Source organism: Pseudomonas fragi (assembly GCF_002269505.1).
GTDB classification, from domain to species: Bacteria; Pseudomonadota; Gammaproteobacteria; order Pseudomonadales; family Pseudomonadaceae; genus Aquipseudomonas; species Aquipseudomonas fragi_D.
In genome coordinates this window covers 72,915-85,763 of sequence record NZ_NQKQ01000014.1, presented here as the reverse complement: position 1 = coordinate 85,763, position 12,849 = coordinate 72,915, and the positions used below count along the sequence as shown (strand labels likewise).

Here is a 12,849-nt window from a genome sequence, read left to right as displayed (position 1 = left end):
TCAAGGGTCGCGAAACAAGCCGTGACCATCCAGCAGTTTCCAGGCTATTTCAGGACGTTTCTCCAATGCCCGGCGGATGGCGGCCGGAATTGCCTGCCGGGTTTTTCGGCACAGCCCCGGCTGCTCGGCAAGGTGGATGGCAATGCCGCGCATGGTACGCACTTCGGTGACGCCGGGGTCGATCAGTACCTGGATACCCAATTGCTCGCGCATTCGTCGGCGCATATGTTCCAGATCATCGAAGCTCTGGATATTCTCCAGCCGCTCCAGCAGTACTTTTTCAGCCTGGCGGGTGAGGTTGAAGATGCGCAGGTCCGATGCAGGCGCCGCCAGCAGTTGTTCCCGCTCGCAGATGCAGGCGCCGGGTGGGCAGGGTGAGCGCAGCGTCACGGAAGGCGTCATGGCCTCAGCATATCTGTCCCGGGATTTAGTCGTCCAGACGCAGGGCCATGATCACAGTGCGCTCGGCCCCGTGGAACTCGTCGCGAACTTTCGCATAGCCCAGTTGCGCGTAGAAGGATTCAGCGGTCAGCGAGGCGGGTACCCGCAGTTCTTCAACCTGCGCAACAATGGCCGCTTCTTTGAGGCGCGCCATCAATTGCTGGCCTATGCCTCGGCCCTGATGCTGCGGGCTGACGAAAACACTGCGCACCACCGTCTGATCCAGGCTGGCAGTACCCACCACATGTTGTTCGTGTACGGCCACATACATCTGTCGCTGCTGCATCAGCTTCAGAATCGCCGCCGGGCTGAAGTTCAGTTCGATCCGGGCGATCACCTCGGGGGCATAGTCCCGGGCATTGGACTGGCGCAAGGCGGCGATCACCACCTTGCTGATGGCCTGGGCATCGCCCGGTGTAGCGCGGCGAATCAGGTACTGCATACACACTCCTTTATGTTATGCGTCAGCGCTGTTGGCCAGAATGGTGGCATACAGCAGGCGGTCAATGTTGGCGCCGCTCAGGATCACTGCAACCCGGCGACCTTTCTGCCTTGAGCGCTCGCTGATCAGGCCGGCCAGCGCGGCGGCTCCTGCGCCTTCAGCGGTGTTATGGGTGGTTTCATGGTAGACCCGAATCGCATGGGCGATCTGTTGGTCGGACACCCGAATCACCCGCGCCGCGCCGTTGGCAATAATTTCCAGCGCCTCGGGCAGCGGTTGGCGACAAGCCAGCCCGTCAGCAAACGTGTGGGCAGAATCGGTGCAGACCACACGGCCCTGCTCGACACTTTGCGCATAGGCATCGGCATGCGCGGACACGACACCGACAATCTCGGTGTTCAGACCCAGCAAGTCGCGGGCCTGGATCAGCCCGCAAATGCCCGAGCCCATGCCGATGGGTACATACACGGTGTCCAGTTCTTCAACTGCTTCAAGCAACTCCAGCGCATAAGTGGCCACGCCGCGAATCAGGTCGGGATGGAAGGCGGGGACCAGGTGCAATTTATAAGTGTGCGCAAGCACCGCCGCATGGGTGCGGGCCTCGTCAAAATCCTTGCCGCATTCAATCACGGTAGCGCCGAGGGCTCGCATGGCGGCATTCTTTTCCACCGAGTTGCCTTGTGGCACCACGATACGGATTGGAAGACCTACGCTGCGCGCTGCCAGTGCCAGGCTCTGTCCGTGATTGCCACGTGTGGCTGTGACCAGGCCTTTGGTGCCCGGTTCGCGGGCCAGCAAACCCTGCACATACAACAGGCCGCCGCGCACTTTGAAGGCACCGGTGGGGGTGTGGTTTTCATGCTTGACCCATACCGTGCAACCCATGCGTTCGGTCAGCACAGGCCAGGCCAGTTGAGGTGTGGGCGCCAGGGTCTGGTGCACGGTATGGGCTGCAAGGCGAAGGGCATTCAAATCAAACATGGCACACCGTCATCGAGGGATTTGACTCGATTCTAGACACGACGCATTGTATGGGCCGACCCTTATATTGCATGGCCAACAATAAATGTGGATGCCAACCCTCAATGACACAGACCAGCCGCGCTATCTTGCGCTGGTCGATGCAATCACCCGGGCCATCGCCTGCGGCGAACTGCAACCCGGTGCACGTTTGCCACCACAGCGGCGTCTGGCCTGGGCGCTGGGCTGGAACCCCAGTACCACGATGCAGGCTTATCGCGAGGCGGCCAGGCGGCATCTGGTTTCGGGTGAGGTAGGGCGTGGCACCTATGTACTGGCCAGCAGCCAGGAGGCGACGCTGTTCAGGCTGCAACACGCCGATGAGCAGACCCCCCGTATCGACCTGCGAACCAATGTGCCGGCCATCGACCATCTTGGCGAAGCCGATGGGTTGGCCTTGTCCTGGTTGCTCGACAGTCGCCAGGCGATCCGCTTGCAGGGTTATTTGAGTGCTGCGGATCTGCTGCAGGCACGGGCACAGGGTGCGGCCTGGCTCAAGGGCCGCGCGCTGGACTTGAGTGTGGACAACATCATGCTCTGCACCGGCGCCCAGCAAGGGCTGTTTACGGTGCTTCTGTCGTTATGCCAGGCTGGCGATGCGGTACTGGTTGAAGCCTTTACCGCGCCGGGTATCAAGGCAGCCTGCGCACAGTTGCGCTTGCCCATGCATGGCGTCGCGATGGATAGGGAAGGGATCCTGGCGCAGGACTTCGACCGGATGATCCGCGCCACGGGCGCACGGGTTGCCATACTGACCCCGACCCTGCAAAACCCGACCTCGGCGGTGATGAGCGTTGAGCGCAGGCTGGCGATTGCCGATATCGCCCGGCGCCATGGTGTGCAGGTGATTGAAGACGATGTCTATGGTGCGCTGACCGACAGCCCGCCGTTGTATCGCTTTATGCCCGAGCTCGCCGTGCTGGTCACCAGTTTGTCCAAAACCGTAGCAGCGGGAGTGCGCCTGGGCTGGATTGTTGCGAACCCACAGCTGCTGGCACGTATTGATCCCTATGCGCAGTCGGCGCACTGGGGCGTATCACCGCTGTGCCAGGCCATCGCCTGCCACTGGATCAGTGACGGCACTGCACAAGCGCGGGTGGAGTGGCAAACCCTGGAAGTGAGCCGGCGCTGGCGCCTGGCAAAGAAGTTTTTGGGGGCTGCGATGTATCAGACAGACACGCCATCACCGCATATCTGGGTGACAGTGCAAGACGGCGCCGAGGCGTGTCGCGCCGTTGGCGTTGAGGTGGTGCCGGCGGATGTATTTGCGGTGAAGTCCACTACTGGCCAAGAGGTGCGCATCAGCCTGACGGCGGCTGCCAGTGTCCAGGCGCTGAAAGTGGCGCTGGAGAGGATTGCGGGTTTGCAGCCCTCTCCAGGAGGGAGAGGGAACAGGCCGCAACCCGCAAACAAACGTTAGCGTCCCCCATTCAAGTCCCTCACCCTGGCGCAGAGCGTCAGGGTGAGGGGCTTTTCATCTGGCTAACCAAGGAACCCCTATGCGCAGAGAAATCGGCTACTGGCACCGCGAAGGTCGCGAGTTGTTCTACTACCTGGAATTCAAACCTGAAACCGCCGAGTTCTACCTGACCTGCGAACACACGCCCGCCGAAGGCGAGGGCAGTGTGCGCTCGGTATTGCTCAGTGAGGCTCGCGGCGAGCGCTACTACGAAGATGCGCTGTTGATCATCAAAGAGGAACTGTTCAAGCAATACACTTTCTGAGAAGGTGCGATCAATCTCAGCGAAATCCCTGGCCTGATACGAGCGTATCAAAGCCAGCGTAGAGAAAAAACGCGCTGAATGCTGGCCGGTCTGGCAGGAAAAAAGCGTCGCCGCGCATGCGTGGCCGTTCAGGCGCACATTGCAGTGCCGCAGGCGCCAGGTGCTTTCCTCAGGTAAAGGCACAGGCCATACCAGCTAAAGCTTTTTGGCTAGCCGGCGGTTAGCATTGCGCCAAATAAATACACAAGAAACGGATCCAGCCTTGATCGAGCGACGTCAGTTCAGCAGCGGCATGCAGGGTAAAAACCTTCGCTACCTCAAAGACAGTGCCACGCAGCCAGGTCCAATGGTGCGCACTGGTTTTGTGCTGCTGGAGCATTTTTCGCTACCTGCCTTCACCCAGGCGCTGGACACCATCATTACTGCCAACCTGCTGCGTGCCGGTTTGTTTTCTTCGCGCACCTATGGCTTGAGCGGCGGTGAGGTGGTCAGCGATCTGGGCCTGGTGATCCGCCCCGATGCCTGTATTGATCCGGCGATGATCCATGAACTGGATCTGCTGGTGATCTGCGGGGGTTACCGGACCGAGCTGAAGCTCAACGATGAGTTGATCAGCCTGCTCAGGGCTGCTGCGCGTGCGGGTATCACGCTGGGCGGGCTATGGAATGGCGCCTGGTTTCTCGCCAGTGCCGGGGTGCTGGACGGTTATCGTTGCGCGATCCACCCCGAGCATCGCCCGGCACTGACCGAAGTGGCCAAGGCGGCGCAGGTCACCAGTGAGCCCTATGTCATCGACCGTGACCGGATGACCGCCTCCAGCCCCGCAGGGGCCTTCCAGATGGCTCTGGGCTGGATCAAGGGCCTGCATGACAAGGCGTTGGTGGAGGGCATCGAGGATATTCTGGCGTTTGAAGAGTCACGCTACCGACGGATCAAACCGGCGGAAAATATCTGCGTCAGTGCGCCCTTGCGCGAAGTGGTCAAGCTGATGGACGCCAACCTCGAGGATCCCCTGGAGCTTGAGCAACTTGCAGTGTATGCCGGCCGTTCCCGACGTCAGCTTGAGCGCCTGTTCAAGGAGCAACTGGGCACTACACCGCAACGTTACTACCTGGAATTGCGCATTACCGAAGCGCGCCGGTTGCTGCAGCACACCGAGCTGTCTCAAGTCGATGTACTGGTGGCCTGCGGGTTTGTCTCGCCCAGTCATTTCAGCAAGTGCTACAGCGCCTATTTCGGCTATCGGCCGTCCAAGGAAGTGCGCCTGGTGAAATAACGCGGCCCGGCACACTGCCGATCTTTGACTATGCTGTGGGCACTTACTGCGCAGGCAGATGCTCTGGTTAGAGGGGTTGGCATGATTTCAGAATGGGAAATGATTGGCCGTTTGCTGCTGGCAGCGATACTTGGCAGCTTGATTGGTTTGCAGCGTGAGCATCAATTCTGGACCGCAGGTTTGCGTACGCACATGTTGGTGGCGACCGGGGCATGTTTGTTTATGACCGTGTCGGCCTTTGGCTTTCAGCAAGCGTTGACCCAGCCGGGTACGCAACTGGACCCTTCGCGGATTGCTGCGCAGATTGTCACCGGCATCGGTTTTCTCGGGGCCGGGTCGATCATGATGCGCGGTGAAGTGATCAAGGGGTTGAACACGGCGGCGAGCCTGTGGGCGGTGGCGGCCATCGGCATGTCGATTGGCGGTGGCATGTATGTGCTGGGTGTGGCTGCAACCCTTTTGATTCTGGCCATCTTGATTGCCATCGGGCCGATCGAGCACCGTTATCGCGATTATATAAAGGTGCATGTGATCAAGCTGGTAGCGCCGACTGGCGTGCTCAGTCGTAAGAGTCTTGAGGCGTTTTTGGGCGCGGATGCGGTGCGGCTCAAGCAGGTGCTGGTCGAGCAGGGGCCGGAGGTGGGCACTGAGAGCATCACGATCGAGTTCAAGAAAACCAGCCGGGTTGAGACCGCCGAGTTGCTGAAGCGGATACTGACGATTCCGGATGTAAGGGAGGAGCCGGCGCCGCATTAACTCAATGCCTGTTGCTTTGAGTAGTAGCCTGCAAATCAATACCCAGGGAGTGCATCACTTTGATCACGGTTTCAAAGCGGGGCTTGGCACCTGCAGCGAAAGCCTTGTACAAACTGGCACGGCCAAGCCCGGTGGCATTGGCTATCTGCCCCATGCCGCGGGCTTTTGCAACGTAGCCAACGGCACGGATAAGTTCGTCAGTGTCACCGTCGGCAAGCACCTGAGTCAGGTATTCACTGATGGCTTCATCGCTATTGAGCAGTTGTGCCATGTCGAAGGGCAACAGCGTGGTGGTCATGCTAAATCTCCTTTGCCAATTTGTGCGCCTGGCGGATATCGCCAGGCTGTGTGGACTTGTCACCCCCGGCCAGCAAAATCACGATCGAGACTTCGCGCAGGGTGAAATACACCCGATAGCCGGCGCCGATATCAATGCGCAGCTCAGATACGCCATTGCCCACGGATTTGAAGTCACCAAAGTTGCCGGTTGATACCCGGTCAATTCTTCGGGCGATGGCGATCCGTGCACGCATGTCTCTTAAATTCAGCAGCCAATCAGCAAAAATTATTGTTTGCCGTATCTCGTGGTTCATAAACGATTGTCTCCATTTGGAGACGTTCTGCAAGCTTTGTTATATACCTTCATGTTTTGTTCCGATGAGTGGTTGCGGCTTGGGTGGTGGTCTCGAAAAAGACTAGCCACCGGCCTTCATCGCAGCAGCTCAAATAGGTGTGCGGCCATGACAAATCATGCCCTTGTTGCAGGCGACTACGCTGGCAGGGCCATGGCTGGTGTATGACGCAATGTCACAGCCCAGAACCCAAGGGCGACGACGCTGACGCCAGCGCCGAGTACGCATACGCCGGTCCAGCCGTATGCGGCATGCACGGCCGTGGATGCCAGTGCTCCCAGCCCGCTGCCAATGGCATAAAAGAGCATGTAGCAGCCTACAGCCCGGCTGTGCGAGTCGGATCGGGCGCTGAAAATCATGCTCTGGTTGGTGACATGCACGGCCTGTGCGCCAAGGTCCAGGATGACAATGCCGAGCACCAGCCACAGCAATGACCAAGGCGTCAGCCACAGGGCAACCCAGGCCACTATCAGTAACCCCAGTGCCAGACCGGTAGTGAGCTGCCCCAACCCCTTATCTGCCTGGATGCCTGCACGTGAAGCTGCCAGCGCACCCGCGACACCGACCAGGCCAAAAAAGCCGATTGTTGTGTGTGAGAACTCATGGGGCGTCTGACTCAGAAGAAATACCAATGCGCTCCAGAAAATACCCAGTACGGCAAACACAAACAGGGCGAGCATGCCGCGGATTTGCAGCACAGGATCCTCCTTGAGCAGTCTGAACATGGACCAGACCAATTGCGGGTAGGCCATGGGCGCTGTTGAAGGGCGCTGTGCCGGCAAGACTTTGCACAGGATCAGGGCGAGCAGCGCCATCACCAGCGCCGAGCCCAGATACACCCAACGCCACCCGGCCAGGTCGCAAATCACCCCGGCTGCCAGCCGTGACAGCAGCAGGCCAATCACAACCCCGCCCTGCACCGTACCGACCACACGGCCACGCTCTCGCGGGCGGGCCGCTGCGGCGGCGAAGGCGATCAAGCCCTGGGTCATGGCCGTGCCCAGCAGTCCGACTGCCAGCATGGCCAGCAGCATAATCGCCGCAGAGTGAGTCATGCCGAGGCAAAACAGCGCTGCAATCAATGCGCCTATCTGCACCAGCATCAAGTGTCGGCGGTTGAGCTGATCACCCAAAGGCACGATCAGCAGCAATGCCAGCACGCTGCCGACCTGGGTAGCGGTGATGACCCCGCCGACCGCAGCCGTGCTGATAGCAAAGTCGCCCGCCATCTGGTCCAGCAGGGGTTGGGCGTAGTAAACATTCGCCACACTCAAGCCGCTGGCGCAGGCAAGCAGCCCGACCAGGCCTTGAGGTGTACGCGTTGGGGGCGCCGCAGGGGCTGTCAAAGGAAGGTCATTGGGCACGGGCAAACCTCTCGGTAATCTAGTCTCAAATTAAGACTGGTTTCATTCTAAGGTAACGAGTCTTAAAATGAAACTTGTTGCATGAGCTGGCCCTGACTTGCAGGGCAAACGGAGGAGTCTGAATGCAAAAGCAGCCTGTTGATCCTGCACCGACTTGCCCGGTGGCGCGGTCTGTGGATTTGATTGGCGATCGTTGGTCATTGCTGATCGTGCGCGATGCCTTTGATGGCGTGCGGCGTTTCGGCGACTTCCAGAGTGGCCTGGGTGTAGCGCGCAGTGTGCTGACCAACCGCCTGAAGCATCTGGTCGAGGCGGGAATTTTTGAAGTGCGGCCCGCGTCAGACGGAACCGCGTATCAGGAGTACGTGCTGACGGCGAAGGGGGAGAGCTTGTTCCCGGTGGTTGTGGCGTTTCGCCAATGGGCCGAGCAGCACCTGTTTGCGCCGCACGAGGTGCATTCACAGTTAGTGGACATCGACACGCAAAAGCCGCTGGCTGTCATGCAGCCTGTTGCTGCGGACGGCAGGGTGGTTGGCCCCGGGCAAACCCGGGTGAATAAACACCCGGTGTGAGCAAACCTGTTAACTGCGCAGGGTTGATCAGGCAAATTGCATCTCGGGCACATGCTCGGGGACGATCAGTTTGCCGGCAGTTTTGCTGACGATTTCTTCAACACTGACACCCGGGGCACGTTCCTTGAGGATGAAGGCGCCGTTGTCGATTTCCAGATAGGCCAGGTCGGTCAGTACGCGCTTGATGCATCCGGCGCCGGTCAGCGGCAGGCTGCAGCGCGACAGCAGTTTGGACTCGCCGTCCTTGGAGGCGTGAGTCATGGTGACGATGATGTTCTCGGCACCGGCCACCAGATCCATCGCGCCGCCCATGCCCTTGACCAGTTTGCCGGGGATCATCCAGGAGGCGATATTGCCCTGGACGTCGACTTCAAATGCGCCGAGTACGGTCAGGTCAATATGGCCGCCGCGAATCATTGCGAAGGATTCGGCCGAGGAAAAAATCGACGCTCCGATGCGCGCCGTAACGGTTTGCTTGCCGGCGTTGATCATGTCTGCATCGGCTTCACCGACGCGGGGGAAGGCGCCCATGCCGAGCAGGCCGTTTTCCGATTGCAGCATGACTTCCATGCCTTCGGGGATGTAGTTGGCAACCAGGGTCGGGATGCCGATGCCCAGGTTTACGTAGAAGCCGTCCTGCATTTCGCGGGCGACGCGCTGTGCCATTTGTTCGCGGGTAAGAGCCATTGTGGTTCTCCGTGCTCGGGTTCGGGAGCTGGGGGTTGGGGATCAGTTACGTTCGGTAAGTTGTTCGATACGTTTTTCGAACGTGCCGCAAATGATCCGGTCGACGTAGATGCCCGGGGTGTGGATCTGCGTCGGGTCCAGCTCGCCGGGTTCGACGATTTCTTCGACTTCAACCACGGTAATCCTGCCCGCCGTAGCGGCCAGCGGGTTGAAATTCTGCGCGGTGTGACGGTAGATCACGTTGCCGAAGTGATCGGCTTTCCAGCCTTTGACAATGGCAAAATCGCCGGTGATGGACTCTTCCATCAGGTAGGTACGGCCCTTGAATTCACGGGTTTCCTTGCCGTCAGCCACGGGCGTACCGACACCGGTTGCGGTGAAAAATGCCGGGATACCGGCGCCGCCGGCGCGCATTTTTTCCGCGAGAGTGCCCTGGGGGGTCAGTTCCACTTCAATCTCGCCGCTGAGCAACTGTTTTTCGAACAGGGCGTTTTCACCGACATACGAGGCGATGACCTTGCTGATCTGGCGGTCTTGCAACAGTACGCCAAGGCCGAAACCGTCGACCCCGCAGTTATTGGACACTACGGTCAGGTCACGGATGCCCTGGCGCTTGATCTCGTTGATCAGGTTCTCCGGGATGCCGCACAGGCCAAAGCCGCCAGAGATCACGGTCATGCCGTCCTTGAGCCCGGCCAGGGCTTCTTCATAGGACGCCACACGTTTATCGAAACCTGCCATATGTACCTCTTTTATTATTCGCCGGCTGTGCTCAGCCATTGGTCATGAGTGTTACCGCGCAACATTGATTTGATAAGTTGATTTTTAAGGACGATTAATAGATAAAACAAATCAATAAGCATGAGGCCGAGCCATGACCGTAAAACAGATCCGTGCCTTTCTTGCCGTGGCCCAGAGCCTGAGTTTTGCTGTGGCCTGCGAGCGCCTGCATCTGTCGCAGTCGGCCTTGAGCCTGACCATCAAGGCGCTGGAGCAGGGCCTGGGCGGGCGATTGTTCAGTCGCACCACGCGCAATGTGGCCCTGACTCCGGAGGGCGAATCGCTGTTGCCGCTGGCCCGGCGTTTGATTGCTGACTGGGACAATGTCGAAGACCAAATGCGCCAGCGCTTCACCCTGCAGCGCGGGCGTGTGACCCTGGCCGCCATCCCGTCGTTTTCGGGCAACGTGCTGCCGGCCATTGTAAAAAGCTTTCGCGTGCGTCATCCCAAGGTCAACGTTACGGTCAACGATGTGATCAACGAACAGGTGCTGGAGATGGTGCGTGACCGGGAGGTGGAGTTGGGTGTGGCTTTCGAGCCGGCGGGCGCTTCGTCGCTGACGTTCACCCCGCTGTATCTGGACCGTTTTGTCGCCGTTGTGCCCCGTGACTCGGCACTGGCCGGGCACCAGTTGATTGACTGGCACACCCTGCTGGAACAGCCCTTTATCACCTTGCAGCGGCCTTCCGCGGTACGGGTAATGCTTGAAGAACACTTGCAGGCACGGCAGATGAAGTTGCCGGTGGAATTTGAAAGTCACCAGTTGGCCACAGTGGGGCGCATGGTCGCCAGCGGGTTGGGTGTGAGCGTGGTGCCAGCCCTGTGTGCCGAACAGATGCGTGAGTTGGGGGCCTGTTGCATCACCTTGCATGAGCCCGTGGTAGAGCGGGCGATAGGGGTACTCACCAAACCGGGGCATGAACTGTCAGCAGCGGCCCAGGCGATGTTTGACAGCTTGTTGGAAAGAACCTGGTAATCGCGGTTGTGGGAGCGGGCAAGCCCGCTCCCACAGGTGTATCGCTAGGCTTCACGTCCAGCTTTGTGCCCGGCACTGATGGCGCCTTCGATATAGCCGATACTGTGGCAGTCGCCAATGCTGCTGGCGCTCAACCCCGCTCGGGTCAGTTCGTCGAGCAGTCCGGTATCGGGCTGGGCGCCGATGGCCAGTACCACGGAGTCGGCGTCACTCTGTGCAGAAGTACCATCAGCCAGTTGATAGCGTACGCTGTGACCGTCGATGGCGGTAACGCTTGCCCCGGTGATCAACTCGCCGCCATGCACGCGAATTTCATGCAGTACCCGCCAGCGCCGCACAATGGCCAGTTCCCGGCCCAGGTGCGTGCCGCTTTCCAGTACGGTGACCTGGCGCCCGCGGGCGATGAGGAATTCCGCCAGTTCCAGGCCCACTAGTCCGCCACCGATAATGGTGACGCGCTTGCCCAGTGGCATCCATACCCGCGACAGTTTTTCCATGGCTTCACGGCTGTCGGTAACCCCAGTCAGGCTGCCGGCCTTCATCAGCGCACGCTGGGTAAAGGACAGTTTGCGTTTGGCTATTTCCTCGGCACGGTCACCCGTCATCAAACGGCGCAATTCGTCGCCGCTCCAGACATGGTCCTGATCGGCGCCGGGGATCGCGGGCGCCGCGCGCTCGGCGCCAACGGCCACCAGCACCTGGTCGGCGCCCAAATCACGGAGCAGGGCGGGGCTGGCCTCGGTGTTCAGGCGGATATCGATGGATGACTGCTGCACCTGAACCTTGAGGTTCTCCAGCAGGCGGGCGTTTTCGGCGTAGGCCAGGCCTGCAAAAAACAGCGTGCCGCCCAGACGGTCGCTGCGTTCGAGCAGGGTCACGCGATGGCCGCGCAAGGCTGCGATACGTGCAGCTTCCATCCCGGCAGGCCCGGCACCCACTATCACCAGATGCTTGGGCGTAGCGGTAGGGCCGATGACGTATTCGAACTCATGGCCGGTCATGGGGTTGACCGCGCATTTGACCCGCTCGTTGATAAAAATCTGGCTCACACACACGTAGCAGTAAATGCACGGGCGGATGCTCGCTTCCTGATCATTGAGCAACTTGTTGGGCAAGTCCGGGTCGGCGAGGAACTTGCGGGCCATGGCAATGAAGTCGCAGTCACCGCGCTTGAGGGCCGCTTCACCGACATCAGGCTCGATCCGGCCCACGGCAATCACCGGGACTTGCACGTTACGCTTGAGCGCTGCGGTCCATTCCAGATAACCGCCGGGCTTGTGCACCAGTGGCGCCTCGGTAAACACCACGCCGCTGGTGATACGCGCAGTGGCCGATACGCTGACGGCATCAACACCCGCAGTCTCGGCCATACGTGCCACGGCGATGGCGTCTTGAAGATTGATGCCGCCGGGGGTGTGCAGTTCTTCAGCGTCCAGGCGCAGCCACACGGCAAACTCATGGCCAACCTTGGCCCGTATGGCCGCGATGATTTGCAGCAACAGCCGGGCGCGGTTTTCCAGCGAGCCGCCGTATTCGTCTTCACGCTGGTTGTAATAGCCGGACAAAAAGCCCGCGATGATGTAGCCATGGGCCGCGTGGATTTCCACACCGTCGAAACCAGCGCGTCTGGCGCGATCGGCGGCACAGGCAAACCAGTCAATCATCTGCGCAATATCGTCGCTGTCCATCACCCGGATCGGCGAGCCTTCGGCGCGACGCCTCATGGAGCTGACAAAGTTGGCCAGTTCTTCGGGCGTCAACGCGGCCATCATGTCGCTTTGGAGCACCGGCGGCACTGAAGGCACCCACAGTTGCCGACCTTCGGCCATGTCGCGCACTGCAGTCTTGCCCGCGTGCTGCAACTGCATGGCAATTTTTGCGCCGTGCTGGTGGACGCGTTCGGCGAGGCGGCTTAGCCCGGGGATAAAGTCATCGCTGGAAACGCCGACCTGGAATGGCTCGGCGGTCCCGGCCGGAAACGCCACCGAGCACACACCCATGATCAGCAGCCCGGCGCCGCCACGGGCACGGGCTTCGTAATAGGCCTGGATACGCTCGCCACACTGACCATCGGCCTCGGCGAAGTTGGAGCCCATGGGCGCCATGATGATGCGGTTGCGCAGTTCAAGGGAACCAATGCGACCGGGTGCCAGTAACTGAGGATATTTTGTCATTGTTA

General features: G+C 60.0%; 15 protein-coding genes. 6 read left to right on the top strand and 9 right to left on the bottom strand.

What is annotated here, in order from left to right:
- From CJU81_RS14100 to CJU81_RS14090, 3 genes are read right to left on the bottom strand one after another with little or no spacing between them, the layout of a single operon-like run.
- Entirely contained in the window at window positions 1-402 is a 402-nt protein-coding gene (locus tag CJU81_RS14100) for a hypothetical protein (protein WP_095037139.1), read from the bottom strand.
- A gap of 25 nt (window positions 403-427) precedes the next feature.
- A complete protein-coding gene (locus tag CJU81_RS14095; protein WP_095037138.1) occupies window positions 428-883 on the bottom strand; it encodes a GNAT family N-acetyltransferase in 456 nt (151 codons plus the stop codon).
- 15 nt (window positions 884-898) lie between these two features.
- Window positions 899-1,864 (bottom strand): threonine dehydratase, encoded by a 966-nt coding sequence (locus CJU81_RS14090; RefSeq protein ID WP_095037137.1) that lies wholly within the window; start codon window positions 1,862-1,864, stop codon window positions 899-901.
- Between the two features lie 85 nt (window positions 1,865-1,949).
- Between CJU81_RS14090 and CJU81_RS14085 the strand changes: the two genes are divergently transcribed.
- From CJU81_RS14085 to CJU81_RS14065, 4 genes are all read left to right on the top strand, one after another.
- On the top strand, window positions 1,950-3,323 hold the full coding sequence (locus CJU81_RS14085) for an aminotransferase-like domain-containing protein (RefSeq protein ID WP_095037136.1): 1,374 nt from the start codon (window positions 1,950-1,952) through the stop codon (window positions 3,321-3,323).
- 79 nt (window positions 3,324-3,402) lie between these two features.
- Window positions 3,403-3,627: a hypothetical protein gene (locus tag CJU81_RS14080; protein WP_095037135.1), complete on the top strand. Its 225-nt coding sequence runs from the start codon at window positions 3,403-3,405 to the stop codon at window positions 3,625-3,627.
- A 262-nt stretch (window positions 3,628-3,889) separates the two neighbouring features.
- Window positions 3,890-4,903, top strand: a complete 1,014-nt coding sequence (locus CJU81_RS14070; protein WP_176464847.1) for a GlxA family transcriptional regulator — start codon at window positions 3,890-3,892, stop codon at window positions 4,901-4,903.
- Window positions 4,904-4,984: 81 nt separating this feature from the next.
- Window positions 4,985-5,659, top strand: a complete 675-nt coding sequence (locus CJU81_RS14065; RefSeq protein ID WP_095037134.1) for an MgtC/SapB family protein — start codon at window positions 4,985-4,987, stop codon at window positions 5,657-5,659.
- Window position 5,660: 1 nt separating this feature from the next.
- Here CJU81_RS14065 and CJU81_RS14060 read toward each other — a convergent pair whose 3' ends face one another.
- From CJU81_RS14060 to CJU81_RS14050, 3 genes are all read right to left on the bottom strand, one after another.
- On the bottom strand, window positions 5,661-5,957 hold the full coding sequence (locus CJU81_RS14060) for an addiction module antidote protein (protein WP_095037133.1): 297 nt from the start codon (window positions 5,955-5,957) through the stop codon (window positions 5,661-5,663).
- A gap of 1 nt (window position 5,958) precedes the next feature.
- Complete coding sequence (locus tag CJU81_RS14055; RefSeq protein WP_095037132.1) at window positions 5,959-6,252, bottom strand: type II toxin-antitoxin system RelE/ParE family toxin; 294 nt, start codon at window positions 6,250-6,252, stop codon at window positions 5,959-5,961.
- A gap of 176 nt (window positions 6,253-6,428) precedes the next feature.
- The gene (locus CJU81_RS14050) at window positions 6,429-7,637 is read right to left on the bottom strand and encodes an MFS transporter (RefSeq protein WP_441007420.1); all 1,209 of its coding nucleotides are present in this window, start codon (window positions 7,635-7,637) and stop codon (window positions 6,429-6,431) included.
- A gap of 140 nt (window positions 7,638-7,777) precedes the next feature.
- Here CJU81_RS14050 and CJU81_RS14045 point away from each other — a divergent pair, with 140 nt between their 5' ends.
- Window positions 7,778-8,227: a winged helix-turn-helix transcriptional regulator gene (locus CJU81_RS14045; protein ID WP_095037130.1), complete on the top strand. Its 450-nt coding sequence runs from the start codon at window positions 7,778-7,780 to the stop codon at window positions 8,225-8,227.
- A 27-nt stretch (window positions 8,228-8,254) separates the two neighbouring features.
- On the opposite strand, the gene CJU81_RS14040 is transcribed toward CJU81_RS14045, so the two are convergent.
- Entirely contained in the window at window positions 8,255-8,914 is a 660-nt protein-coding gene (locus tag CJU81_RS14040; protein ID WP_095037129.1) for a CoA transferase subunit B, read from the bottom strand.
- Window positions 8,915-8,956: 42 nt separating this feature from the next.
- Window positions 8,957-9,655 carry a CoA transferase subunit A gene (locus CJU81_RS14035; RefSeq protein WP_095037128.1) on the bottom strand — a complete coding sequence of 233 codons (699 nt, stop codon included), beginning with the start codon at window positions 9,653-9,655 and terminating at the stop codon, window positions 8,957-8,959.
- 133 nt (window positions 9,656-9,788) lie between these two features.
- Between CJU81_RS14035 and CJU81_RS14030 the strand changes: the two genes are divergently transcribed.
- Window positions 9,789-10,670 (top strand): LysR family transcriptional regulator, encoded by an 882-nt coding sequence (locus CJU81_RS14030; protein WP_095037127.1) that lies wholly within the window; start codon window positions 9,789-9,791, stop codon window positions 10,668-10,670.
- 44 nt (window positions 10,671-10,714) lie between these two features.
- On the opposite strand, the gene CJU81_RS14025 is transcribed toward CJU81_RS14030, so the two are convergent.
- The gene (locus CJU81_RS14025; protein ID WP_095037126.1) at window positions 10,715-12,844 is read right to left on the bottom strand and encodes an oxidoreductase; all 2,130 of its coding nucleotides are present in this window, start codon (window positions 12,842-12,844) and stop codon (window positions 10,715-10,717) included.
- Window positions 12,845-12,849 lie beyond the last annotated feature (5 nt).